This is a genomic window from Enterococcus sp. DIV2384, from assembly GCF_050534975.1.
GTDB classification, from domain to species: Bacteria; Bacillota; Bacilli; order Lactobacillales; family Enterococcaceae; genus Enterococcus; species Enterococcus faecalis.
Genome location: NZ_CP172905.1, coordinates 1,366,885 through 1,393,636, shown reverse-complemented (window position 1 = coordinate 1,393,636; position 26,752 = coordinate 1,366,885). Strand labels below are relative to the sequence as shown.

Below are 26,752 nucleotides of genomic sequence, written 5' to 3'. Positions count from 1 at the left end.
AAATAGGCAAATGAGGAATTAAGAATAAAAAAAGACACCTGAAAAGGTGTCTTTTTTAACAGGATTCAGACAATGATAGCTGAATCGGAATAGGATAATTTTCCTCAAGTGCAACATCAGGATCCTTCATTCTACGAAGCAGTAAGTCAATCATAACGTCACACATCTCGTCGATTGGCTGCACAATGGTTGATAGTTGTGGGGCAATTCTTTTGATTAATTTTGTCCCATCATAACCAATTACTTTTAATTCTTCAGGAATGGATATCTTCAATTTTTGAGCAATATTCATAACTGTAATTGCTGTCAAATCATCTGTACAAAAGATGCCGTCTACAGTTTTATTTTGAAGCAAACGTTCGATTTCTAGATTTTTTAATGTTGTTGAGGTCCCATTATCAATTTGTAGAATCGTTTTTTCTGCGCCATATTTTTCCATTGTTTGTTTATAACCAGCCAATCGATAATCGCTAGGTGCGCCTGTGTTATTAGCACCAGTAATAATTGCAATCTTTTGTGCACCACTTGCAAATAAGGCTTCAGTGGCTTTTTGGCCCCCTTGAAAGTTTTGCGAAGAGACAATTGGAATGCCAGGTGCCAAGAAACGGTCAAAGGAAACAATAGGTAGTGAAACATTTTCATATTCGTTAATAGCTAAGTTATGGCTACCAGTGATTACACCGTCCACTTTATTTGCAGCGAGCATTCGTAAATAGGCGCGCTCTTTTTCTGGATCTTTTTCACTATCACATAAAATCACTTTATATCCTTGAACAAAGAGCTTTCTTTCCAGTGTTTCAATTAATTCACCAAAAAATGGATGACTAACAGAAGGGAAGACTAAACCAATCAGCTGCGTACTTTTTCCTTGGAGGCTTCTGGCTAATCCATTAGGTTGATAATTTAATTCTTCCATCGCTTGATGAACTTTATCAATTGTTTTTTGACTAAGATAACCATAATTATTAATCACGCGGCTTACCGTTGTCGGGCTCACCCCAGCAAGCTTTGCTACATCCGTTAATTTAACCACCATCAAAATTCACCATCATTCCTAATTATTCGTATTTTCCAGCTCATAAAAACAAGCTTTTGCCGTCTTGGATAGATGAAGATACTGTTGCGCTTTATCTGGAAAGAAGCGACCAGTCATCGTTTTTTCACCTTTATTTACATAGATTTCTGCAACAGAGCAATCAACAAAAATAGTTAACTGAACTGACTTATTTTTCCTAATTTTAGTTTCACGAATTGTGCCATACTTTTCAGCAAAAGATTGGCCAGCAAATGTTCGATCAAGGGTTATTTTACCATGAATCGTATCAATTGTAATTAAAAGTCCTTTTGAACCCGTTTCGTTCGCTAAAAGCCGAATAAAAGCAATCTCATTTTTGGGAATATACACTTCTAATTCAAAAGAAGCAGTAGATAAGAAATGGCAGCCATTTGATAAAGTAGTAGCGGATTGACGAAGCATTTCTGTTTCAGAAACTGGATATTGAAATAGTTTCCCGTTGTGAATTGTGAGTTCTTTAACCAGACTTAAGCCATTTGCCCAACCCTCCACATCACTTGGGTAAGTGATTTCTGGCAACCCAATCCAACTGACCGCAAGTGCACGACCATCTGGCGCATTAAAGGCTTGAGTGGCGTAGACATCAAATCCTTCATCTAAATTTTCAAAAGGCCCAGCCTGAACTAAAGAAAGATTCTCCAAATCAAACGTTTCGGCCAATGTGTACATATTCGGATAGATATTCTGATAACTTTTTACAGATGGAGATAGACCTTGTGGGCAAAATAATAAGACAGGCTGGCCATCAATAAATACCAAATTGGGGCATTCAACCATGTAGCCTAATTCTTGGTTGGTGAACGTCAATTCGCCAAGTTGATGAAAATTGTGTACATTTCGATCTTTAGAAAAATAGACCACAATTTTTCCTTGTCCATTTAAATCACTAGCACCAATTAATAAAACAAGTCCTTCTTGATAAGGAAATACCATCGGATCACGAAAATGGGAAGAATAATTGGGGTCAATAGGTAGGAATGGTGTTGATTCCTTTGTGATCGCACCTAAAGAATTCAGCCATGCAATATTTTGATATGCAAATCGTTGCCAAGTTTGATCACGAACATTTCCTGTATAAAATAAACATAGTTGGTTATCTATTGTTAAAGCTGAGCCTGAATAGACGCCATGAGAATCATATTCAGAGTCGGGATAAAGGGCAATTCCTTCATAATCCCAGTGAATTAAGTCGGAGGAAGTTAAGTGGGCCCAACTTTTTAGTCCGTGAACACTCCCGAAAGGAAACGCTTGATAAAATAAATGCCACTGGTTATTGAAATACGAAAAACCGTTGGGATCATTTAGTAGTCCTGTCTGTGGTTGAATATGATACTTAAAACGCCAACTAGATTGCGCGATAATAGAAGTTAGATTTTCGAGGTGAGCAGATGTCCAAGAAGAATAAGGCGCATAACGTAATTCATCCGTCCATTGGTTCATGATGCTTGACATAAGTAATGTCTCCTTTATTAGAAAATAGTAGTTAGTCTAATAGTATAAACAAATCAGAAAAAAGTCAAACGTATAACATATATAAATCTATTTAAATCAAAAGAATATTATAATTTACATTTATTTATGATAAACGTTTGACATATTACGCAAAAACGAGTATCATACAAAATGTAAAAACGGTTACAGAAAAAATTAACAGGACTAGTTTAAGAGTGAGGAGAACCAGAATGAACAGAAATTGGTGGCAAAAAGAAGTGGCCTATCAAATTTATCCACGTAGCTTTTCGGATAGTAATAATGACGGAATTGGTGATTTACAAGGCATTATTCAAAAACTGGATTACTTAGAAAATTTAGGAATTACGCTGATTTGGCTGAGTCCAATGTACCCGTCGCCAATGGCTGACAATGGATATGATATTTCAGACTATTATGGTATTTCTAGCGATTTTGGTACAATGGCAGACTTCGATGAACTCATTGAAGAAGCAAAAAAACGAAACATAAAAGTTATTTTAGATTTGGTGGTAAACCATACATCTGATGAACATGCTTGGTTTCAAGATGTTTTAAAAAATCCTCAAAGTCGTTTTCGAGACTTTTATATTATAAAAGAAGGACGAGAAGCACCTACAAATTGGCGGTCTAACTTCGGTGGTAGTGTTTGGGAAAAATTACCTGGGGAAGATGCCTACTACTTTCATGCCTTTCATAAAAAACAGCCGGATTTAAATTGGGAAAATCCTGAACTACGCAAAGAAATCTATCAAATGATTCGTTTTTGGTTAAACAAAGGAATTGCTGGTTTTCGTGTAGATGCGATTAATTTTATTAAGAAAGATTTGACTTGGACAAACTTACCTGCTGATGGGGCAGATCAATTAGCCAAAGTAACAAAAGCTAGTAGAAACATGCCAGGAATGAGTGACTTTCTGAACGAATTAAAAGAAAAAGCTTTTGCTGGCTTTGATATTGTCACAGTTGCCGAAGCGGCCGGCGTCAATTATCTAAATTTATCAGAATTTATTGGAGAAACAGGGTATTTCGACATGATTTTTGACTTCAAATGGGCTGATTTGGATGTGAAATCAGGAAGCGAATGGTTTTATAGAATCGATTGGTCTTGGAATGATTTACGCACATTAATTTTCAAACAGCAAGAAGCCATGCAAGAGGCTGGTTGGAGTGCAAATTTTATTGAAAATCATGATCAACCTCGAGCGACAACGAAATATTTAAAAGAACAGGCTCAACAGCCAAATGCGGTTAAAACATTCGGCGCCATGTATTTCTTTTTAAGGGGCACGCCTTTTATTTACCAAGGACAAGAATTAGGAATGACCAATTTTGAAAGGGGTTCGATTGATGAATTCGATGATATTTCTAGCATTGATCAATACTATCGAGCAATAAAAGAAGGATTTACGCCCAAAGAAGCCTTGTCACTTGTCAATTTGCGTAGTCGAGACAATGCCCGCACGCCTTTTCCATGGAATGATTCTATGTATGGCGGTTTTTCAAGCGTCAAGCCTTGGTTAGGAATGGTGGATAATTATAAAGAAATCAATGCCGAAGCAGAAATGAAAAATAGTCAAAGTATTTTTCATTTCTATAAGCGGATGATTGCATTTCGTCAAAAGAGTCCCTATACAGACATCTTACTTTATGGAACATTTGAGGGTCTGTCAAATCTTCCAGATAATGTTATTGCTTATAAACGCAAATTAAATGAAAAAACGATTTACGCCTTTTTTAATTTTGGTGAGGCGGTTCCAATCCCTCATTATTTAGTTAATGGCACAGTTATTTTTGATACACAGTCTGAAGAACGAGAGCAATTAGTTCAGCAGGGAACATTATTAAAAAGCTATCAAGGACTATTGATTACTATAAATGAGTAGCTAGGAGGAGTATAACATGGCAGAAAATTATCAGCAGGCAGCCAAAGACATTATTCAATTAATCGGTATGGATAACATTATATCGGTCACCCATTGTCAAACGCGGTTACGTTTTATTTTGAAGGACCATGAACAAGTAGATGGTAAACAACTAGAAAAAATCGATTTAGTCAAGGGGGTTTTTTATAATGGTGGTCAATACCAAGTGATTTTAGGAACTGGTATTGTGACTAAAGTGTATGATGAAATAGAAAAACTTGGAATCAATGTTGTGTCAAAAGCAGAGCAAACAGCAATTTTAAAAAATAATGAAACAGGCATGCGCAAAACAATGCGCATTTTAAGTGAAATATTCATTCCAATTGTTCCAGTAATTGCAGCAACAGGATTGTTCCTAGGGTTAAAAGGTGTTATTTTTAACGATACTTTTTTACAATTATTCGGAGCAAGTGTAGCCAATATTCCTGAAAGCTTTCAACAAATTGTCTCTGTCATTACAGATACCGTCTTTGCCTTTTTGCCAGCTTTGATTGTTTGGTCTACCTTTAAAGCATTTAATGCGACGCCTGTAATCGGGATTGTTATTGGTTTAATGATGGTATCACCCATTTTACCAAACGCTTATGCAGTTGCAACACCAGATTCTGGCGTGAAAGCTATTATGGCTTTTGGTTTTATCCCAGTTGTCGGTGCACAAGGGTCCGTTTTAAGTGCAATTGCTGCTGGTATAATTGGCGCAAAGATTGAACTTTTTTTCCGAAAAAAGATGCCGAATATTCTTGATCAAATTTTTACACCCTTTATGACTATGTTAATTACTTTTTTAATCATGATTCTCGGAATTGGCCCAATTTTGCATACCGTTGAGTTAGGCATGGTAGATGTTGTCCAATGGTTGATTGGGTTGCCCTTAGGATTAGGTGGTTTCGTGATTGGTGCCTCATATCCTTTAATGGTTTTGATTGGTATTCATCATACACTAACTATGGTAGAAACATCATTATTAGCAAATACAGGATTTAATGCATTGATTACAATATGTGCCATGTATGGGTTTGCCAACGTTGGCAGTTGTTTAGCCTTTGCGAAAAAAGCGCAAGATAGCAAAGTGAAGTCGACAGCCATTGGTTCTATGTTGTCTCAATTATTTGGAGTTAGTGAGCCTGTGTTATTTGGATTACTTATTCGTTGGAACTTAAAACCGCTGCTATGTGTCTTGTTTACATCAGGTTTAGGCGGAGCAATTTTAGCTATTTTTCATATTCAATCAAATTCTTATGGCTTAGCCGTTATTCCTTCTTTCTTAATGTATATCTATAGTGCACATCAATTAGTGATCTATTTATTAGTCGCACTTTTATCTGTCGGTGTATGTTATGCATTAACCAGTCTATTTGCAATTCCGCAAGAAGTTTTGATTTCAGATAAAGTAATCGAAGAGGAAGAACGCGAAGTCTTTGAAATGCAACACAATACCTTAGATGAACAACTTTTTTCTCCGGTAACTGGTTACGCCATGAATCTTACTGCTGTTAATGACCCAGTATTTTCAAGCGAGATGATGGGCAAAGGTTTAGCAATCATGCCAACAGCGAACAAGGTTTACGCGCCTGCAGATGGTTTATTAAACTTGGTTGCAGAAACTGGGCACGCTTATGGTATCCAAACGGACGCAGGAGCTGAAGTATTAATTCATATAGGAATTGATACTGTCACATTGGGACAGGAGGTCTTTCAGACACAAGTAACCCAAGGTCATCGTGTTAAAAAAGGAGATCTTTTAGGAACGTTCGATCGAAAAGCCATTAAAGAAGCTGGGCTTGACTCAACTGTCATGGTTATCATTACAAATACTTCAAGTTATTTAAGCGTAGAGCCAATGATGTCAGATCATAATGAAATTACGCCGGAACAAATCATTTTAAATCTAAATACACCTAACTAAACAAAAGAACAGCAAGAAGTAGTTATCACTTCTTGCTGTTCTTTTTCTTAATAAAAAACCAATGATTTTCGGTTGTATTTGTCTATCCGTTTGTAGTATGATTGAGTCAGTTTTAAAGGAAACATGCCAAGTATGGAAGACCATACTTGACACGCATTGACTAATTAAACATGGGGAACGTTGCCATAAGTTGATGTTCCAGTCAATAATGCAAGTAAATCAAACATAGCATGTACCTCCTTTAATTGATAATCAAAGTATAACATTTTTTAATGAATTTACATAATAATACAAGTGGAGGTCTGTTCGTGAAGGTAGCAGGAGACAAAATAAAACAAGCGAGAAAACTTAAAAAAATCACACAATCAGAGCTGGCTAACGGCATCTGTACGCAAGCAACAATTAGTAATATTGAAAACCGTAATCTATGTGACAGTTTAGATATTTTCTCATCTATTTGCCTCCGATTAGATTTAGAAGTAGAAGAATGCATGATGATTTCTGAAGAAAAGAAAATTGAAAATCTACTAAACAAAGTCGAGGATTTATCTTTACGATTATTTCACTTAGAGGCCTACAATTTATTACAAGAAGTGCCTGAAGGTCTTATCTTATCTAATAATGAACTAACGACTAAATTGTTATATTATAAGGGAATTACTTGTTTATTAGGAAAAAAAGATAAAGCAGAGGCCTTGTTTTACCTATACCGGGGCGCGGAAATTGACCGTAAAGTCAATATTTACAACATTTTAAGCCTTAATGCGCTAGGTACGCTATATGAACTGGAAAAAGATATGAGAAAAGCGCAAGTATATTACGAAAAATCATTACAAGAATTGGAACAATTTAAATTAGAATGTTCCTTGGAGCGTTGTAGAATCTATTATAATTCTGCTAAATTCTACTCGGAAATGAAAGACTACCAAAAAAGTGTCATTTTAAGCGAAAAAGGGATTCAGATTTGTCGTGACAAACACTCCATTTATTTGCTAGATTATCTTTTATATGAAAAAGCCTTTAACAAACAAATGCTCGGGGAAGACACAGCCGATGACTATCGTCAAGCCTATTATTTTACACAATTTTTTGGCAATACAGAAGTCCTACAATATATTGAGAAAGATATGAAAGCTTTTAATATTTCCTATTAATTTAATCAAAAAGCCGATAAAAGCTGAAAATCCAGTTTTTATCGGCTTTTTGAAAAGTCTAGGCAAGTTGCTTTTAAAAATCAGCAGTCACGGTTACGATAAGCAAGACGAAGTATTTAGGAGGATTTAAAAATGAAAAGAGTAATGTGGTTTAGACGTGATTTACGATTACAAGATAATAAAGCATTAGCACACGCGTTACAAAATTCTGCAGCTGATGAATTGATTTTATTATTCCAAATGAATCCTCAACAATTTATTCAAGAAAGTGCTAATCATAACGCTTTTTTTGCAAGTTTAGCCTCGTTTAAAGAACGAATAGATCAAGAGGCACATTTACAAATCATGGTCGGCGAACCGTTAGATTTATTTTCACGTTTGAAACGCAAATTACCCGATTGGCAGACCATTTATTTTAATGAAGATACTTGTGGCTTTGGGGCAAAGCGGGACCAGCAAGCTATGCGCTTTTTTGAAGAAAATAATATTCAGTCTTTCTCTTTTCAAGATGCCTATTTGCATGGCTCTGAAGAAATTAAGAAGAACGATGGTAGCAAGTACCAAGTGTTTACGCCCTATTACAATAAATGGAAAGAGGCGCCTAAAGAAACCCCGATTCCTGTTTCCTATACAGCTGAAAAAATTTTTAGTGCGTGTCTTTTTCCAGAAGAGGAAGCAGCATATGGGGAACAGATTGCGAGGATTCCTTTAAAGCACTATAGTGTCGGCGAAAAAACAGCCAGAAGGTGCTTAAATACTTTTATTGATCAAAAACTTCAATCCTATGAAAATAAGCGTGATTTTCCTTATCAGGATCAAACGAGTCATCTGTCTACTTTTTTAAGAACGGGAGAACTTTCGATTCGCACCATTTGGCAAGAGCTTGCATCTGCGCCTTCTAGCTTAAGTAAAGAAACCTTCAAAAAAGAATTAGCTTGGCGTGACTTTTACAATATGATCTATAGTGCGTTTCCACAACAAAAAGAGGAAGCTATTCAAGAAAAATTTCGTTATATTCAATGGACAAATGACCCAGAAATGTTTGCCAAGTGGCAAAAAGGGGAGACGGGGTACCCTATAATTGATGCCGCAATGCGACAACTGAATCAAACTGGTTGGATGCACAATCGCTTAAGAATGATCACTGCCTCTTTTTTAGTTAAAAATTTACACATCGATTGGCGTTGGGGTGAAAAATACTTTCAAAAAATGTTGATTGATTATGATGCCGCCAATAATATCGGTGGCTGGCAATGGGCTGCTTCGACAGGAACGGACGCTGTCCCGTATTTTCGGATTTTTAATCCAATTATCCAGTCAAAAAAATTTGATAATGACGGCCAGTTCATCAAAAAATATGTTCCAGAACTTAAACAAGTGCCACAAAAGTATATTCATCAACCAAATCTAATGAACGAAGCCTTACAAACGCAATATCATGTACATTTAGGAGAAAATTATCCAAAACCCATTGTCGATTATGCATCAAGTAAAAAACAAACATTATTTCTATATGAAGCGAGCAAAGAAATTCATCAAGAAATGAACAATCCAAGGTTTCAATAAACAGTAAACCCAACTAGCTTAGCAAACAACTGTAAGGTTAGTTGGGTGAATTGATTGGTCGAAAGAGAAGTGGCAAGTTATCGGCTAAAGTTTTTTATTTATTCTAGTTTACATAATATACATTATACAAAGTAGAGTAAAAAGGGCGAATGTTAGGATTAAGCGCAACATGTAATTGTTTTAGTATAACGATTGTTCGTGATTTGCTCTATTATATCATGTTTCAATTTCCATATAAATAGTATCGTTCGTTTTGTTCTTTTTTATAACAATGTAAAAACTATTTGTTGGTGCTAGAAAGCTTTCGAATACTCCAAATTAAATTTGTGCTGCGGTGATTTCCACTTAAAGATTTTTCGTGGCCGTAAATTCATACTTTGAACAGCTTGATTGATCTTATTTTGAGAAATATTTTTAAAATTAGATGGTTTTGGAAAATATTCTCTGAGTAATCCATTATGATTTTCATTTGATCCGCGTTCATGTGGCGCGCATGGATTAGCATAATAGATTTTGCAGTCAAAAGTGTCTTCAATAAGTCCAATTTCAAACTGATTGACAAACTCGCTTCCACGGTCACAAAGGAACGATCTTTTTGTAAATCCAGTTATAAATTGTTGATGTACAAACCTTTACACTACGAACTGCGTTCGCTATCTGTTCCGGCGAATATTTCATATCAAGATACTTCATGATAGTTTTAGTATTGTGTACAGTAGCCTTAGTAGTTGTTCCGCAATTTTTCTTGCGAATACGTGCTAAATTACCAGCGCTAGTTGCTTGATAAGGCAAACTAGCGAGACTCTTCTTCTTTCTTTGCTCGGAACCACGTTTGATCTCTCTAGAGATCGTGGATCTATGCCGATCCAATCGGCGAGCTATCTCAGCCTGAGAGACTCCTTCCTTCAGATACGCTTCTATTTGTCCACGCTCTTCAGCTGATAAATGGTTATACGACATTTCATAAACTCCTATCTAAAAAAACAAACCCAACAAACGACGCTTCTAGTAAATCACAAAGATTTCTGCCCACAAATCCCTTAATGACAAGGCGTTCGTAGGTAGACCATTCTCATTTCACAATCTAGGTGATTGAAATCCTTGCTACGACAATCACTTGAAATAATCCTCACTTATGTTAACCGTTAATGAAATAACATATTTTTTAGTAAGCTGATCTATTTTAAGTGTTGTAATATTTCTAGAGGAGTTTCTAACCTAATATCTGCACTTGAGAATAGTGGATTTTCTTTTGCTCCCCACTTTGCTAAAGCAAATTTAGCTCCAGCTGATTGTGAGCTATGCATATCATAGATAGAATCGCCTATATAAATTGTTTCTTCGGGTAAACTTCCTAATTTATTTAATGCATATAGAATTGGTTCAGGATTAGGTTTATGTTTCGTTGTATCAGAGGCAGTTACTGAAATATCAAAAAGTTTACTTAAACCAAAATGTTCAAATTCATTTTCCATTTCTTCATTTGTTTTGGATGTAACGATCCCAATTTGTATCTCGTTTTCTTTTAACTTAGTCAATGCTTCTTCCACTTGAGGAAACAAAGTCGCAAGATGAGAGTATTGTTTAACATGTTCGGACCAACATGCATGTAGCTTATCAACTTCCTCTCCAGATGATGAATACCGTTCAATTGCTTTTTTACCTGGTATACCTAAGATATACTCTAAATTTTCTTCTGGAACGTCCAAGTTTTTCTCTTCTTTTAGAGTTTTTTGTAAAGACTTAATCATGACAAATTCTGTATCTAAGATTGTTCCATCTACGTCAAATAATACCGTTTTAATCATGTTTGCACCTACTTTGAATTTATTATAGAGACATTACTATCTGATATTGTTCTTTCTAAATCATCTGGTAGACGACTTTCTATAACAAGAAAATCAATATCTTCGAAATCTAAACCTTTATAGTTATGACTTAATCCGATTTTTGTATTATCAATTAGTAAAACTACAAGTTTGGATTGTTTTCTTATCTTTTTTTTGAAATCTATATCTTCATCGTAGGCGTAATAAATGCCTGAAGTTGTGATTCCAGCAGCACTCATAAAAGCAACATCAAAGATAAATGAATCCAGCTCAAGCATTGGTTTCGTTCCAACGACATTTCGTTTGATAGGATCGACGCTTCCACCTAAAATCTTAGTTTTACATTTAGTATTTCTCAATAGTTGGTCGGTAATATCTAATGAATTTGTCGTTGCTATGACATTCTCATAAGGTCTTATATGTCTTGGAATGCAACTGACCGTTGTCGAAATATCTAAAAAAATATGGGAATTATCTTTTACTAAATTACTAGCAGTTTTTGCTAGAATATCTTTTTCAGCACTGAGATCTTCAGTACGTTCAAGATATTCATCTAAACGACTAAAGGTATTGGGCAAACTAATTCCACCATATGTGCGATCAATAGCATTATTTTGAGCTAATTTGATAATATCTCTTCTTGCTGTATCTCTTGAAGAACCTGTTAAGTTTATAATTTCCTTCAAACTAAGAGTTCCGCGCGTCTTCAATTCCTCTAAAATTAACTCAAGTCGTTTCTTTTGAATCATAAACATGCCTCCTTTTAAGTTGGTATAAGCATATTTATACATTAGCTTAAAATAGCTTATTTGTCAATGTTAACCCTCGATACATAACAAAAACACTCAACAATAATTTGCTGAGTGTTGCACTTTATTCTAGTATTCGGGAGTAGAGTAAAAAGCATTGAAAAGCAAACAAAACCAGTCTTTAGTTTATCTAGACTGGTTTTGTCACGTACGTTATATAAATTATGCTTGTTGCTTGATGGCTTGTGCGACGCGTGCTCCATATTCTGGATTTACTCTAGTGAACAAATCAATTTGACGCGCGATGATTTCTTGATTTTTCACTTGACCTAAAGATGCCGCTATATTGTTAATTAAGTTTTCTTTTTCTTCGTTTGGCAGCAAATTATACAAAGCGTTTGCTTGTGTAAAGTGATCTTGATTATAGCTATAATTACCAACATTTCCCTCAACTTCAAAGGAACTAATTTTCGCCGTAGGATCTTCTTTTGGTGTTTCAGTATAACTATTTGGTTCGTAATTAATTTCGCTATTGCCATTGTCAAAACGCATATTGCCGTCTTTTTGGTAGTTATTTACAGGTGCTTTTGCTTGGTTGATTGGCAATTGGTGACTATTAGCGCCCACACGATGACGATGTGCATCCCCATAAGCGAACAAACGTCCTTGCAATAATTTATCTGGAGAAGCTTCAATACCAGGAACGAAATTCCCTGGTGAAAAGGTTACTTGTTCAACCTCTGCAAAATAATTCTCTGGATTTCTATTTAAAGTCATCGTGCCAACTTCAATCAGCGGATACTCTTTTTGAGAAACCGTTTTTGTTACATCAAAAAGTGTTTCTTTCATTGTTAACGCATCTGCATACGGGATAATTTGCACAGATAATGTCCAAGAAGGAAATTCTTGATTTTCAATTGCATTATGCAAATCTTCAATATGGAAATCTGGGTTTTTCCCAGCAATTTCTTCTGCTAATTGACTCTCTAGATTTTTGATTCCTTGATTCGTCTTGAAGTGATATTTAACAAAAAATACTTCTCCAGCAGCATTGACCCATTTGAATGTATGGCTACCAAAACCATGCATGTGACGGAACGACAACGGAATGCCACGATCACTCATTAAAATTGTTACTTGATGAAGGCTTTCTGGTGAATGAGACCAAAAATCCCAAACTGCTTCTGGACTTTTCAAATGCGTCCGCGGATTTCTTTTTTGGCTATGAATAAAATCTGGGAACTTAATTGCATCACGAATGAAAAAAATGGGCGTATTATTGCCAACTAAGTCGTAATTTCCTTCGTCTGTATAGAATTTAAGCGCAAAACCGCGAGGATCACGCAATGTATCTGATGAACCTAATTCTCCAGCTACAGTTGAAAAACGAGCGAATAAAGGTGTTTCTTTGCCAACTTCAGATAAAAAATCGGCTTTAGTATATTGTGCCATTGATTGGCTCACCTTGAAAATCCCATGAGCACCAGCACCTTTGGCATGAACAACCCGTTCTGGCACGCGCTCACGATTAAAATGAGCTAATTTTTCTAATAAATGAACGTCTTGGATTAGGACAGGACCAAATTCTCCTGCAGTTAGCGAATTTTGATTATCGCCAACTGGACTTCCTTGTGACGTAGTTAAATATTGATTTTTCACCTAAAACACTCCTTCATCTAAAATTATACTCATTGTATAAAAAAACCACTCTGCATAACAAAAATAATGCTTAAAAACACTCGAAAACATTTGTTATTTAATAGAATGATTAAAAATAGCAGTAGAATTTAAATCAAAAACAAATGTATTAACTTTAAACTGTTTACGCCATTAAAAATAACAACCAATAATTCAAAGAAAACTAAAATGCTGTTTTTTTATTCAAAAAAGACCTAGCATCCCAATCATGCTAGGTCTTTCGTTACTCTTTTTGAGCGACCGTTTTTATTGGTCATTCAGCGTTATTGATTAATCGCAACAGTCGTGTCTTCAATCGATAGACCTGTCATAGAGGTGCTATCGGAAAATATTTTTTCAACTTCTTGTTCTGATAAAATATTTTCTTTCTTAGGCATTGAAATCGTCGCTTTTTTGGCTTTTTGTGTAATGCTAATTTTACTAGATAATGATTCAAGTCCCATATCAACGTTCTTGTCTTGCTGCGGTTTCACATTAATCAACATATTTGTTTTATTTTCTTTTGTATTAACAGAAACTTTGGCAGAAACATCTTTGACTTTTTCGAAAGGATCTTGTTCTTTACCTTTTTCAGATGTTTCTGTCGTAATTTTGATTAACTTTTGTAATTCTTTTTTTGTAAACGTATGGGTAATGGTGTCCCCTTTTTTCTCGAACGTATCCTTGTCTAATCCTTCTAAAAACTCTTTGTATTCTTCCATCGTTTGCTTAAGGTCTTCTTCAGATTCTTGAGTCTCTTTAATTGTATCTTGCCATTCTTTCGCGCTTTCCTCGTTCATGGCTAAAAGATCAATGTATTTTCCTTTTAGTTTTTCTGTATCTAACTGAGAACTATCAATAGCACCGTCAGTCATTGAGTCTGCGACAGCGACAATATATTCCATCATATCTGTTGCTAAATAGAGTTTTGGCTCTTTGCCCTCGTTATCTAATGATCCAACCAATGAAATCGGTACATCCATTCCCATCGCTTTTAATTTCATCTCTAAGTTGAATGCTTTTTCTTTTTTGGCATCTACTTGAATCTTCCCAGAAAGCGATGCGTCTTTGATTTGCGTGATGAGCATCCCAATCATAGGATTCGTTTGTGCACCATCTTCTTGTGAAAATTTCATGTCACTAATTGACATAGAGAAATCCCAAACCCCTGATTCTTGTGCGTTTTGATTGCCGACCCCTTGAATGAACTCATCTTTCGCACTTTTGCCACAGCCTGTCAGTAACAAAGCTGAACAGAAAACGCCTGCGACAATCCCCACTTTTCTTTTTAACACACTTTTTCCCCCTCATTATATAAAAAATTAATTCCCTTTTATTAAGAATAGCAAACATTGCTTATAAATAGCAATGTTTAATTTTAGATTTCCTCTCTTTTAATAAATGGGATTGATTTAATCTTTTAGGTTTGAATCATTAAGCTGTATTATTTTTAAAATAAAATTGCTTTTCGCCAAAAAATACTGGGAAAAGTTCTGCTAAACTGCCAGCTAAAGGACCTTCTCGCAATTCTTTTTCAGTGACCCAAAACAAGGGTTGTTCCGTTTCTTCTGGTAGTTCATCCGCTGTTTCTGCAATGAATAATGTGGCTAATTCCCGCGCACCTGAACAATCATTCAGCCATTCTGCAACACCTACTAATTGTGGCTTCAGCACTAATCCTGTTTCTTCAAGGAGTTCGCGAACCATGGCTGTTTCCATGCCCTCGTTTTTTTCAACATGTCCGCCAGGGAACGTCCAACCAGGCCAATCCTTTTTTTGTCGTTCTTGCACAAGGATTTCATTTTTCTGATTTCTAATCATACATAATGTTGTTAATTCTACTTCAAAATTCCGATTCATTTGGCACCTCATCATTTTTTCCTTTGTTAAGGTTACGATACAGAAAAACAGAGAAAGATTCAACTAAGAATTTTCTCTGTTTTATCATCTAGCTCTTTAATAAGTCGTATTGCGATTGATATAAATGATGATATAACGCATGTTTTGCCATTAGTTGATCATGAGATCCTTCTTCCACAATACGACCACCATCAATATAGAAAATTTTATCGCTATTTTTGATGGTAGAAAGTCGATGAGCAATAATAAACGATGTCCGTCCTTTCAGAAGTTGTTGTAGTCCTTCTTGTAACAATTCTTCTGTTTTTGTATCAATACTGGAGGTTGCTTCGTCTAAAATTAAAATTTTGGGATCTGCCAGTAAAGCACGAGCAAATGAAATTAATTGGCGTTGTCCTGCCGAGAGTGTACTACCCCGCTCTTCCACAACTGTTTCATAGCCATCTTTTAAATCCTTGATAAAGTCGTGCGCACGAACAATTTTTGCGGCTTGGATGACTTCTTCCTCTGTGGCTGCTAAATTTCCGTACCGAATGTTTTCAATAATCGTTCCTGAAAAAATAAACGTATCTTGAAGCATTACCCCCATTTGTTTTCTTAACGAACGGAGTGTCACATCGCGAACATCATAACCATCAATTTTAACGGCCCCTTCATTCACATCATAAAAACGACTTAACAAATTGATGATTGTTGTTTTACCCGCACCTGTTGGCCCAACCAAGGCGATTGTTTGTCCTGGCTCAATATGAAAACTAACATCGGTCAAAATATTTTTTCCTTCTTCATAACGGAAATAAACATGCTGAAAGTCGACGGTTCCTTTAATTGGCGGCAACTCAATAGCGTGCGGCGCATCTTGAATTTCTGGAACAACATCCATCGTTTCAAAAATCCTTTCCAAATAGGCAGTTGCAGTAATCAGAGAATTGTAGAAGTTACCAATATTGATGACTGGATTCCAAAAGTTATTGATATAACCGATAAAAGCAATTAGCGTCCCAGTGGTAACGGACACACCTAATTGACGGATTCCTACGAAATAGATAAAACAAGTCGTAATGACGGATATATTTTGCACTGCTGGCCATAATAAATACTGGACACGCACAGCTTTCATAAAGGATTGACGATATTCTTCGCTTACCTCGTTAAAAATCTGGAAATTTTCATCTTCTCGTGCAAAAGATTGTGTAATTTTAATTCCTGAAATACTTTCATGAATATAGGCATTTAAGTTTGATTGTTTATTGCTAAGCTCTTGGTAAGCTTTCCGTTGTTTCCCTTGGATAAATAGAACCATCACGAACAACACAGGCAATAGCAGCAAACTGTATAAGGTTAATTTCACATCAATAAATAACATGAAGATTAAGGTGATAATCACATTAAATAAATCAGAAATTAAATTGATCAATCCGTTACTTAATAAATCACTTAACGTATTGATGTAATTGACCACCCGAATTAAGATTTTTCCATGCGGCCGACTGTCAAAGTAAGAAAATGGTAATTTTTGTAGATGCTCAAAAATTGAAAAACGCATATCTTTTAAAATATCTTGTCCAATTTCTGTGATGGCATATATCCGATAACGCATACACCAACCAATAATCACCAAGGAAAATAGGAAAATAGCCCCTAGTATCAAGAGTAACGAGAGATTCTTTTGTGGAATTACTTGGTCAATCGCAATTTTAGTAAAGTAAGGGCCTAACATACTTGCCAGATTAGCTAATATGATGACAAATAATGTTTTAAAAACAGCTTTTTTGTAAGGCTTAATATAGGCGCCTAATCGTTTATAGTGGGACCAATTAAATTCTTTTTCTAAAGTCTCATCTACATCAAACGTATTTCTAGCCACGCGACTCACCTTCCTTTGTCAGACCTAATTGTTTTTGATATACGTCAAAATATTTGCCTTTTTGTTCGACTAATTCGCTATGCGTACCGCTTTCCACCACACGGCCTTTTTCCATCATCAAAATTAAATTGGCCTCTCTCACAGAAGAAATTCGGTGGGCAATAATAAATGTCGTTTTCTTTTCCGTCAAACGACCTAGTTCTTTTTGAATTTTTGATTCTGTTTCCATATCAACAGCGGAAGTTGTGTCATCTAAAATTAAAATAGCTGGATCTTTGGTTAAGGCACGGGCCAGTGAAATCCGCTGTTTTTGGCCACCAGATAGGCCAACGCCGCGTTCACCAACAATTGTTGCATAACCTTCGGGCATTCTGGAAATAAAGCTATGAGCATCAGCAATTTCAGCCATCATTTGCACTTGTTCCAAGTTAGCCAATGTGTTACCAAAAGCAATGTTATCTTCTATTGTATTGGAAAAAAGAAAGACATCTTGCATAACCATGGAGATATTTTCTCGCAATTTACGAACAGAATAGCTTTTAGCATCTTTTCCATCAATATAAACAGTGCCTTTTGTTGGATCATAGAACCGAGCGATTAAGTTAACTAAAGTGGTTTTGCCTGAACCAGTTTCCCCTAAAATACCAATTGTTTCACCAGGTTTTGCTGAAAATGAAACATCCGATAAAATGGGGGTTTCTGGATCATCTGAAAAATGAAAGGACACGTGATCAAACGTCACATAGCCTTGGATTGGTTCTGCTTCTTTTTCCCGAGCAATGGGAATCTTCGGTTTCGTTGCTAATAACTGACGAATTTTAATGGACGATGCCGTAAAGCGTTGCACATCATTGATCAACCAGCCACTCATTCGCATCGGCATGTTCAACATCCAGAGAAAACCGTTAAAGGCCACTAAATCACCAATTGTCATCCGACCTTGAATTACAAAGAGGCCACCAAGAACTAAGGCAATAACATTTAAACTACCTGCAAAACCGTCTAACCACGGTAAATATTTTTTTGAGACATCTGCAGAAGCCATATTCCATTTTTTATAGTCTTCATTGTGCTTGTTAAACTTTTCAATTTCATAAGGTTCTTGAGAAAAAGCTTTAACCACCCGATTTCCACCAATATTTTCTTCGACCATCGAATTTAGCCGAGAAAAACTTTCCCGGATCTCAAAAAATACCGGATGCGATTCCTTCGACATTTTTTGTGTTAACAGAAAAATCAAAGGTGTAATTAAAATTAATGCTAGCATCAATTGCCAATTGATCGTCCCCATCACAATCACGGCTGCGATGAACCATAAAATACATTCTAAGAGGTTATAAGTGACCCAAGAAACAAAATGGCGGATAGCGTCTGTATCCCCTGTCATTCGCGCCATAATGTCGCCAACACGTGTATGATTAAAGAAATCAAAATCTAATTCTTGAAGTTTGACATACATATCTTTTCTTAAGTCAAATAACGCAGATTGTCCAACCGATTCAAACAAGACTTGATAACTATAACGAACAACTGTCCGAATAACGGTCACTCCAATCATAATCCCAAGAATTGGGACAAGCTCTTCAGTTTTCCCCTGATTGATTACTTGGTCTACAATTCTGCCAGATAACAATGGAATAATAACAATTAAAATAGCGTTAATAACGACAAAAATAACAGCTAGCAGTAACTTATTCTTATTTTTTTTAGCATATTGCCAAATCCATTCAAAACTATTCATTTTCTCCCCTACTCTCTCTTGTTTTTATGGACGTGTATAAGATTACTGTTTTTTTATAGGAAAAGAAATGGGCATTCTTGTATATTTTGATGTACAATATAGTATAGAAAGCGGATACAAGTAGGAGTGATTTTTTATGAACTACACAAATAGTCGAACGTTTAATCCTGAAATTTTATATGCCTTTGATCCTTGGAACGAAGAGACCCACCCTTATAATTGTCATCATCATGAATTTCTGGAAATATCTATTCTTTTAGAAGGTGAATCTGAATATATTGTTCAAGGGCAACAGTACCATGCCACTGCTGGTACAGTGTTTCTTTTTAATCCGCGAACGGAACATGGTGAGCAACAAAAAGCAGGAACTTACTCACATCAACTACACATTGGCATTTCAAATCTCTATTTAGAAGGCTTAGCGCGAAACGTATTTCCAAATAAATCAGCTTTATTAGATTTAAGTCATTTACATGGTGCTTTTTTAGAAAAAGCTTGGCAAATTGTTCATGAATTAAACCATCAAGAAGTTGAATCAGCGTTACAAATTAAAGCTTTAGTTATTGAACTATTGGTCTATATTTTAAGAAGCTTAGCAGTTGATCAAGAAAATAAAATTGAAACTCGGCTATCGAAAACGGAAAAAAGAAAACGAAATTTAGTCAATCATACGATTTATTATCTGGAAACGCACCATGACGAAGAAATTACTTTGGAACAGTTAGCTGAAATGCTATATGTGACCCCGACTTATTTGTCGAAAACCTTTAAAGCGGCCACAGGCGTTGGGCCAATCAATTATTTAATTCAAATCCGCTTAAACCATGCGAAAGAATTGCTGAAAAATGATTCCCTAAGTGTCAAAGAAGTGGCAAAAACGGTTGGTTACGAAGATGCCTATCATTTCAGTAAATTATTCAAAAAATATTATGGAAAATCTCCTTCACAATTTTAAGATAAAAAAACAAGGAATCGTCGGCTTCATTGCGTCCGTTTCCTTGTTTTTGCTTTACATTGACTCTTTTAACTGTTTCGTCATTGTATAATCGGTATGGCGTTCATTTCCCATATAAAAATCATGTTCATCTGTTTTGACGAAGCCCAATGATTGATAAAATTTTTGCGCTGGATGATTATGTTCCCAAACACCTAACCAAACCGTCTCTTTTTCTGCTTCTTCCGCTAATTCAATTGCTTTCGTAATCAAATGTTTGCCTAAGCCTAAACGCTTAAAAGATTTACGAATATAAATGCGCTCAACTTGTAACGCTTGTGGATGTTGATAGGTAATCTGAGCATCACCGTGATTTAATTTCACATAACCTGCAAGTTCATTATTATAAAAAGCAAAGAAATATTGCGAATCTTTATGTAAGATTTCGCTTTCTAAAACTGCTGGACTAAATTTCCTCTCATAATGTGCCTGTAAATCCTTTTCGTTTTCGCCATCTCCATAAGTATCTGCAAAAGTCTCTTGGCAAATGGCCTCTAATTCTGGTACGTCTGCGACGGTACACTCTCTAATAAATACTGACATACTAAAACTCCTTTGTAGATTAAATCAACTGTTTAATTAAAATTAAACAAGGATTCCAAGCGTCCCATAATGTCGGAAAAACCTCAAGGCGCTTAAAACCCAATGATTCGTAAAAACGAATAGTATGATCGTACACGGAATAATTTCCTTCGTCAACTGTTTTGACTTGAATAAAAAAATAGTTATTTTTAGAATACGTTTCCACGCTTTCTATCAATAACTTGCCGATACCTTTGCGATGATACCGCTTTTTAACTGCCATACAATGGATTTCTACTGTATCTTTACTTGTTTCTGAAAGTGTTATAAAACCGAGTATTTTATTCTCTACATCCTTTGCCACCCACATAGGTAAAGTGCTAGCTATATCGATATACTTGCGGGTCTCTTTTTCAAGGCCAAACCATTCTGGAAGATTAAACAATACTTCTTGTGCTGCCTGAGTCTTTTTATCTGCATTTTTTTCCCTTATAATTGTAAATTCTTTCAATTTACAACCTCCTTTTTGTTTACATAACAAAATTATTGTATACCCAATCTTTTTTATTAAATAATAGCATAGGTAGTTTAAAAATGTAAGTTAGTCATTTATTCTTTATTATTTCCTTAAAACGACGCCTTTTCTCGCTAAATCTGCCCTTTCTTTATTTTTTTCTGTTAAACTAAACGTATTAAGTCTATGAGGAGCGTGCGTATATGGATTATCTGAACACTTATAAGCGGTTGCTAGCATTGGCAGATGCTGGTCTTTTTTACGGGAAAGATGCTTTTGATCAAGAACGTTACCAAGAACTACGAGAACTTACGTTACAACTTATTAGCGCAACCGGACACGAAGCGACTGTCTTGCCCGACTTAGAAAAAATCTTAACTAAAGAAGAAGGTTATCCAACACCGAAAGTAGATGTTCGCGGTTTGATAAAAAAAGAGAATCGTTTTTTATTAGTTGAAGATTTACGGACCAAAGAATGGTCATTACCTGGTGGCTATGCCGAAATTGGCTGCTCTCCTAAAGAAAATATTGAAAAAGAAGTATTGGAAGAAACTGGCTTAGTTGTTACAGCAAAAGAATTGCTTGCTGTTTATGATACAGATAAACGAAAAGACATTCCTCAACTATTTCAGTACTATAAAATGATCTTTTCTTGTGACATTCTAGAAAATCATCCCTTTGAAAAAAACATTGAAACCTCGAATTGTGCTTATTTTTCTTTAGATAATCTCCCCTCTCTTTCTATCAAACGAACAACGAAAGAGCAATTAATGGCATTAATGAACCAAACAACTGGAGCGCTTAGTGACTAACAAAAAGAGAGTGGGACAATAGTCCTTTCTCCAAAAGAAACCAAGTCCGATTTTGATGATTACTTTCAAAATCGGACTTGGTTTTTCATTTTTACGTTGTTTTTTCTCCATATATTTCCCTAATTTTCTTAAATTTAATGCCATGAGCGCCAAGCCAATGTCAATCTTGGCTCCTTGTTTCCCTCGTAAGTGGAAACGTTGGAACGCCAAATGAGCCTTTAGGTGGCCGAACACTGGTTCGACATCGATTTTCCGTTTCCGATAAATCGAACCTGTTTTTTCCTCTAAAAGCTTCTTTTTACATTCGGCTTTGAAATAGCGCCATGTATTATTCACTAAAATTTGTCGGTTTTGCTCACTTTTTGCCTTCGTACATTGACTACGAACAGGACAATCTCGACAATTTTCACATTCATAAATTTTGAAGTCACGGACAAATCCGCCTTTATCTTTTCTTCGACTATATCGCTTGAAGGGAACTGCCCGATGGGCAGGACAAATATATGTATCTTCTTTTTCCAAATAGCGCCAGTTATCAACCATAAAAGGACTGTTTCTATAGGTCTTTTTATTTTCTTTATGATAACTAGCATAGGTGATTAATGGCGTTTTATGCAAGACATCGTTGATATACGTATAATTTTCTTCACTTCCATAGCCGGCATCCGCTACAATATACTCGGGTAATTCGTTGTGTTGTTCCAAAAAGCTGTCTAAAAATGGATTTAAAGTTTTTGTATCTGTTGGATTCGGGAACAGATCATACGCTAGGACATATTGATTTTCTGTTGCGATTTGTAAATTGTAGCCTGGCTTTAGTTGACCATTGCGCATATAATCGTCTTTCATCCGCATAAATGTGGCATCTGTATCTGTTTTAGAAAAACTATTTCGCTCTTGAAAAAGGCGGTTATAGGTTTCATATCTTTGTTTTCTTGGTAAATAATCCGCTTGGATTTTGCGTAGATACTTTTTGTAGGTTCTTCTTTTTTTCTTTAATTGGCTTTGTTTTTCTTTCTTCTTTTCCTTTTGTAGTTGTTCTTCTGTCGCCACCAACTCTGTTTCCAAGTGCTGCGCGATTTCTTCCAATTGGGTGCTTGTCAATCTATCACTTTGGTTTTCTTCTTTTAAAGAAGGCAAGATTTCTTCTTTATAAAGGGTTTGATAGAATTCGTTTGATTGTTTATCCAAAGCAGCTTCATACCGATTTGTTGCTTTGCGCCAGACAAAACTGAATTTATTGGCATCCGCTTCGATTTTTGTACCATCAATAAATAGCGCTTCATTGTCAATTACCTGATTGGTGATTAATTGACGGCGGAATAAGACAAAGGCTTCTGCTAAAAGGTGAGCAGTTGTTTCCTGACTTCGGAAGCGATTGATGGTCCGGTAACTGACTTGTTCGTGGTTAGCTAGCCAACGCATACGATAACTGTCATCTAATAGAAATTCAATTTTACGACCTGAAAAAACACGTTGCGTATAAGCATATAAAATAATTTTTAACATCATTTTGGGGTGGTAGGCCGGTCGGCCTAGTTGTTCTTCTAATTTAAGAAAGAGTGTTTGTGGCATGGCTTCGACTAAAGCATTAACCGCAAAAGCGACATCTGTTTCAGGAATATATTGTTCCATATCTAATGGTAAAGTTGTTTGATTGATGGTATAATTTTTAAACATAAAGCACTCGCTTCCTTTCTGATTGGGTTTCGTCACTTTAATCTTACAGGAATGAGTGCTTTTTGTGTACTTTGAAATTAAAAAAATGGGGCAATAATCAGATTTTTTTCTGATTATTGTCCCATTCTCTTTTTCTATTATTAATTACATATTTTCTAAAGCGGCTTGGGCTAATAAGTTTAAGTAGTTCCAAGGGCGATCAAAATGTGGTTGGAAGAAGAAATCAGAAATCGCTAAATCTTCGACAGTCATTTTATTTTGGACCGCTAATGATAAAGTATTGGCAGATTGTGTGATATCATATTTAGACATCAATTGACCACCAACAATGCGTTGTGTTCCTTTTTCATAGACTAATTCCATCAGAACTTTTTCAGTTGTTGGCATAAACTCTGGACGATAGTTATCTTCGAAAACAGTCGCTTCGACATCTAGTCCGTTTAATTTGGCACTTTCTTTTGTCACACCTGTTGAACCAATTTTCCAACCGAATAAATATAAACCAGAAGTTCCCTGTGTGCCACGATAAGCCAATTTTTGTTCAGTCAAATTACGACCTACTAGCATACCTTGACGAACAGCATTCGTTGCTAATGGGATATAATTTTTTGTTTGACTTGGGTTGTAGTGAACAACTGCACTATCACCCGCAGCAAAAATATCAGGATTGCTTGTTTGCATATACTCATTGACTTCGATTGCACCATTTGGTAACATGTCAACTTTATCTTTTAATAATTCTGTATTTGGACGGAAACCAACACACATAATCACCATATCTGCTTCGAATTCTTGACTTGGTGTAATGACTTTTGCTACTTTTCCTTGCTCATCTGCTACGAATTGTTGGACATTTTCACCTAAAGCTAAATTAACGCCACGATCAACTAATTCTTTTTCTAGAACATCTGTGAATGGCTTATCTAAATATTTATTTAAAATGCGGTCTAACCCGTCAACTAAAGTAACTTGTTTACCTGATTCTACAAAAGCTTCTACTAATTCAATACCAATATAACCGCCACCAACGACAACGACACGTTTGGCATCTTTCGCTTTTTCGATGATCACGTTGGCTTGTGAATAGTTTTTACATAATAAAATATTTTCAGCATCAATTCCTGGAATTGGTGGAATAATTGGCCAAGAACCAGTTGTCATTACTAATTTATCATAAGAAACGGTCTCAGTTGCGCCCGTTTGTAAGTTTTTCGCTGTAACAGTTTTGTCGTCCACGTTGATTTCTTCAACATTGTGTTCCATCTTCACTGTTGCTCCTAAAGAAGCCAGTTCTTCTGGATTTGAATAAAATAAATCAGCAGCATTTTTAACTACGCCTCCAACGTACAAGGCAATTCCGCAAGATAGGAAGGAAATATTGTCATTTCTTTCATATACAGTGACTTCCGCCTCCGGGTGATTTGCTAAAATACTTTTAACTGCTGAAGTTCCAGCATGGGTACATCCTACGACTACGACTTTCATGTTGTAAATCCCTTCTTTCACAATCTTTGTTTTGCAGAGGTGACGTCTCCCTCTGTCTGTTTAAAATATATCAGAGGAATCAAGCTTATTCGAGTTCTATGCTTGTGAATCGCATATAAAAAAATTCACAAACTGTTGCTAATTCTTAATAATAGCTAGTTAATTTTTTGTTTTTAAGAATTTAAAAGTCAATAACCACACAAAAAAACAAGCATAAGAGTGAAAACTCTTACGCTTGTGAAATTTGCCTAGACAAGTGACTTATCTTTTGATAAATTTTTAACAGTATGTAATTTTTTACACATTCTCCTGTTGTGCTTGTTGGCAATCTGGACATAATCCATATAATTCTAAACGATGTTCATTAATTTCGAAGCCTGTTAATTTACTAGCGGCCATTTCAACGTCCTCTAACCCTGGATAATGAAAATCAACGATTTTACCACATTTTTGACAAATCACGTGATAATGTTTCTTCGAACTAAAATCAAAACGACTAGATGCATCGCCATAACTCATTTCTTGAACGAAACCGATTTCAGTAAATAAACGTAGATTGTTGTAAACCGTTGCTACACTCATATTTGGAAAATGATCTTCTAGTGCGCGATAAATTTCATCAGCTGTTGGGTGTGTATGATTTTCGATTAAATATTCCAAGATAGCATAACGTTGCGGAGTAATTCGGATATTGGCTTCTTTTAATTCAGCAAGTGCATTTTTAACCAATACGTTGTCCATCTTTGTATCCCTCCCCTGTCTATCTTTCTTAAATAATACTATTTCTTATTACGATTGACAAGAATTATTGTAGGATTCTCGTGGAAAAAACGAGCATTTTACTAAACTAAGAGAAATGCTCGTTTTTTGGCGTGTTTTTTATTCTGGAAATTCGTAAAGAGCTGTCGAAAGATAACGTTCACCGTTATCCGGAACCAGCGCTAAGACACGTTTGCCTGCGCCTAATTCGACTGCCAAATCAATGGCAGCTTTAATTGCTGCCCCTGCTGAAATCCCCACAAGGATACCTTCTTTTGGCCCCATTAAACGAGCAGTTTCTAATGCGTCTTCACTAGAAACAGCGGCAACTTTTTGATAAACGGTGGTGTCTAAAACTTCTGGGACAAAACCAGCGCCTATTCCTTGGATTTTATGTGGACCTGGTTCGCCACCTTCTAAAACAGGCGACTCTGTTGGTTCTACTGCAACAATTTCAATATCTGGAAAAATCCGTTTCAATTCATGGCCAACTCCTGTAACGGTTCCTCCAGTGCCAACACCAGAAACAAACGCATCTAAGCCACGTTTACCAAAGACATCAACAATTTCTTTTCCTGTTTTTTGTTCATGTACCATTGGATTAGCTGGATTATTAAATTGCAAAGGCATGAAGTACCCGTGTTCTTCTGCTAATGCTGTAGCTTTTGCAATTGCCCCTTTCATTCCTTCGGCACCAGGGGTTAATAATAGATCAGCCCCATATGCTTGCATTAATTTGCGGCGTTCAATACTCATAGTATCTGGCATCACAATCTTAACTGGATATCCCAACGCAGCACCTACCATTGCTAACCCAATGCCTGTATTACCACTAGTCGGCTCAATAATCGTTTGTCCAGGTTTTAGGCGACCATCTGCTTCGGCTTGTTGGATCATGCTTAAAGCAATTCGATCTTTCACACTGCCACCAGGATTAAAGAACTCTAGTTTAACAAAAACATCTGCAGCTCCTTCTGGTACCATCCGTTTTAATTTCACAACTGGGCTTTGACCAATTAACTCTGTTACTGATTTTACATAACCTTTAGTCATAATCCTACATCCTCCAATTTTACAAACAATATAATAATTCTTTCTCTAAGCATAGCTCAAAAAAACGATTTCTACCAGAAAAACGAATTTTAGTTTGTGAAAAATTAAATAAAA

Annotated in this window: 22 protein-coding genes and 1 pseudogene; 6 read left to right on the top strand and 17 right to left on the bottom strand. The window is 35.9% G+C overall.

Annotated elements, in window-relative coordinates:
• Window positions 1–55: 55 nt before the first annotated feature.
• Together IGK54_RS06805 and IGK54_RS06800 are read right to left on the bottom strand one after the other, a co-directional pair.
• On the bottom strand, window positions 56–1,036 hold the full coding sequence (locus IGK54_RS06805; RefSeq protein WP_002363973.1) for a LacI family DNA-binding transcriptional regulator: 981 nt from the start codon (window positions 1,034–1,036) through the stop codon (window positions 56–58).
• 18 nt (window positions 1,037–1,054) lie between these two features.
• A complete protein-coding gene (locus IGK54_RS06800; RefSeq protein WP_430603365.1) occupies window positions 1,055–2,515 on the bottom strand; it encodes a sucrose-6-phosphate hydrolase in 1,461 nt (486 codons plus the stop codon).
• 242 nt (window positions 2,516–2,757) lie between these two features.
• On the opposite strand from IGK54_RS06800, the gene IGK54_RS06795 reads away from it, so the two are divergent.
• From IGK54_RS06795 to IGK54_RS06780, 4 genes are all read left to right on the top strand, one after another.
• Window positions 2,758–4,431 carry a glycoside hydrolase family 13 protein gene (locus IGK54_RS06795; RefSeq protein WP_430602818.1) on the top strand — a complete coding sequence of 558 codons (1,674 nt, stop codon included), beginning with the start codon at window positions 2,758–2,760 and terminating at the stop codon, window positions 4,429–4,431.
• Between the two features lie 16 nt (window positions 4,432–4,447).
• On the top strand, window positions 4,448–6,376 hold the full coding sequence (locus tag IGK54_RS06790; protein WP_002360285.1) for a sucrose-specific PTS transporter subunit IIBC: 1,929 nt from the start codon (window positions 4,448–4,450) through the stop codon (window positions 6,374–6,376).
• A gap of 272 nt (window positions 6,377–6,648) precedes the next feature.
• Window positions 6,649–7,530: a helix-turn-helix domain-containing protein gene (locus IGK54_RS06785; RefSeq protein ID WP_002363971.1), complete on the top strand. Its 882-nt coding sequence runs from the start codon at window positions 6,649–6,651 to the stop codon at window positions 7,528–7,530.
• 132 nt (window positions 7,531–7,662) lie between these two features.
• The gene (locus IGK54_RS06780) at window positions 7,663–9,096 is read left to right on the top strand and encodes a cryptochrome/photolyase family protein (protein ID WP_241408331.1); all 1,434 of its coding nucleotides are present in this window, start codon (window positions 7,663–7,665) and stop codon (window positions 9,094–9,096) included.
• Window positions 9,097–9,389: 293 nt separating this feature from the next.
• On the opposite strand, the gene IGK54_RS06775 is transcribed toward IGK54_RS06780, so the two are convergent.
• The 9 genes and pseudogenes from IGK54_RS06775 to IGK54_RS06735 form a co-directional block, all read right to left on the bottom strand.
• A complete protein-coding gene (locus tag IGK54_RS06775; RefSeq protein WP_241408338.1) occupies window positions 9,390–9,641 on the bottom strand; it encodes a hypothetical protein in 252 nt (83 codons plus the stop codon).
• 277 nt (window positions 9,642–9,918) lie between these two features.
• A pseudogene (locus tag IGK54_RS06770) lies at window positions 9,919–10,056 on the bottom strand (helix-turn-helix domain-containing protein); the annotation flags it as partial.
• Window positions 10,057–10,274: 218 nt separating this feature from the next.
• Entirely contained in the window at window positions 10,275–10,904 is a 630-nt protein-coding gene (locus tag IGK54_RS06765; protein WP_105208591.1) for an HAD family hydrolase, read from the bottom strand.
• 8 nt (window positions 10,905–10,912) lie between these two features.
• Window positions 10,913–11,674: a DeoR/GlpR family DNA-binding transcription regulator gene (locus IGK54_RS06760; protein ID WP_002357548.1), complete on the bottom strand. Its 762-nt coding sequence runs from the start codon at window positions 11,672–11,674 to the stop codon at window positions 10,913–10,915.
• A 222-nt stretch (window positions 11,675–11,896) separates the two neighbouring features.
• On the bottom strand, window positions 11,897–13,333 hold the full coding sequence (locus IGK54_RS06755) for a catalase (protein ID WP_430602816.1): 1,437 nt from the start codon (window positions 13,331–13,333) through the stop codon (window positions 11,897–11,899).
• Between the two features lie 302 nt (window positions 13,334–13,635).
• On the bottom strand, window positions 13,636–14,646 hold the full coding sequence (locus IGK54_RS06750) for a hypothetical protein (protein WP_430602814.1): 1,011 nt from the start codon (window positions 14,644–14,646) through the stop codon (window positions 13,636–13,638).
• Window positions 14,647–14,785: 139 nt separating this feature from the next.
• Entirely contained in the window at window positions 14,786–15,211 is a 426-nt protein-coding gene (locus IGK54_RS06745; protein WP_002385906.1) for an 8-oxo-dGTP diphosphatase, read from the bottom strand.
• Window positions 15,212–15,299: 88 nt separating this feature from the next.
• Window positions 15,300–17,078, bottom strand: a complete 1,779-nt coding sequence (locus IGK54_RS06740; RefSeq protein ID WP_002360293.1) for an ABC transporter ATP-binding protein — start codon at window positions 17,076–17,078, stop codon at window positions 15,300–15,302.
• Entirely contained in the window at window positions 17,071–18,819 is a 1,749-nt protein-coding gene (locus IGK54_RS06735) for an ABC transporter ATP-binding protein (protein WP_002357553.1), read from the bottom strand. The genes IGK54_RS06740 and IGK54_RS06735 overlap by 8 nt, the downstream gene beginning before the upstream one ends.
• A 136-nt stretch (window positions 18,820–18,955) precedes the next feature.
• On the opposite strand from IGK54_RS06735, the gene IGK54_RS06730 reads away from it, so the two are divergent.
• Window positions 18,956–19,774: a helix-turn-helix transcriptional regulator gene (locus IGK54_RS06730; protein WP_002357554.1), complete on the top strand. Its 819-nt coding sequence runs from the start codon at window positions 18,956–18,958 to the stop codon at window positions 19,772–19,774.
• A gap of 54 nt (window positions 19,775–19,828) precedes the next feature.
• Here the strand turns inward: IGK54_RS06730 and IGK54_RS06725 are convergent, their stop codons facing one another.
• Entirely contained in the window at window positions 19,829–20,356 is a 528-nt protein-coding gene (locus tag IGK54_RS06725) for a GNAT family N-acetyltransferase (protein ID WP_085443686.1), read from the bottom strand.
• 19 nt (window positions 20,357–20,375) lie between these two features.
• Window positions 20,376–20,876, bottom strand: a complete 501-nt coding sequence (locus IGK54_RS06720; protein ID WP_002382331.1) for a GNAT family N-acetyltransferase — start codon at window positions 20,874–20,876, stop codon at window positions 20,376–20,378.
• A 176-nt stretch (window positions 20,877–21,052) separates the two neighbouring features.
• Here IGK54_RS06720 and IGK54_RS06715 point away from each other — a divergent pair, with 176 nt between their 5' ends.
• Entirely contained in the window at window positions 21,053–21,661 is a 609-nt protein-coding gene (locus IGK54_RS06715) for an NUDIX hydrolase N-terminal domain-containing protein (protein ID WP_002357557.1), read from the top strand.
• On the opposite strand, the gene IGK54_RS06710 is transcribed toward IGK54_RS06715, so the two are convergent.
• The 4 genes from IGK54_RS06710 to cysK form a co-directional block, all read right to left on the bottom strand.
• Window positions 21,626–23,341: an IS1182 family transposase gene (locus IGK54_RS06710; protein ID WP_430603340.1), complete on the bottom strand. Its 1,716-nt coding sequence runs from the start codon at window positions 23,339–23,341 to the stop codon at window positions 21,626–21,628. The genes IGK54_RS06715 and IGK54_RS06710 overlap by 36 nt on opposite strands.
• 144 nt (window positions 23,342–23,485) lie before the next feature.
• Window positions 23,486–24,826: an NADH oxidase gene (locus IGK54_RS06705; protein ID WP_002361833.1), complete on the bottom strand. Its 1,341-nt coding sequence runs from the start codon at window positions 24,824–24,826 to the stop codon at window positions 23,486–23,488.
• Window positions 24,827–25,123: 297 nt separating this feature from the next.
• Window positions 25,124–25,567 carry a Fur family transcriptional regulator gene (locus IGK54_RS06700; RefSeq protein WP_002357560.1) on the bottom strand — a complete coding sequence of 148 codons (444 nt, stop codon included), beginning with the start codon at window positions 25,565–25,567 and terminating at the stop codon, window positions 25,124–25,126.
• Window positions 25,568–25,705: 138 nt separating this feature from the next.
• Window positions 25,706–26,638, bottom strand: coding sequence for a cysteine synthase A (cysK, locus tag IGK54_RS06695; RefSeq protein ID WP_002357561.1), 933 nt, complete (start codon window positions 26,636–26,638; stop codon window positions 25,706–25,708).
• Window positions 26,639–26,752: the final 114 nt, after the last annotated feature.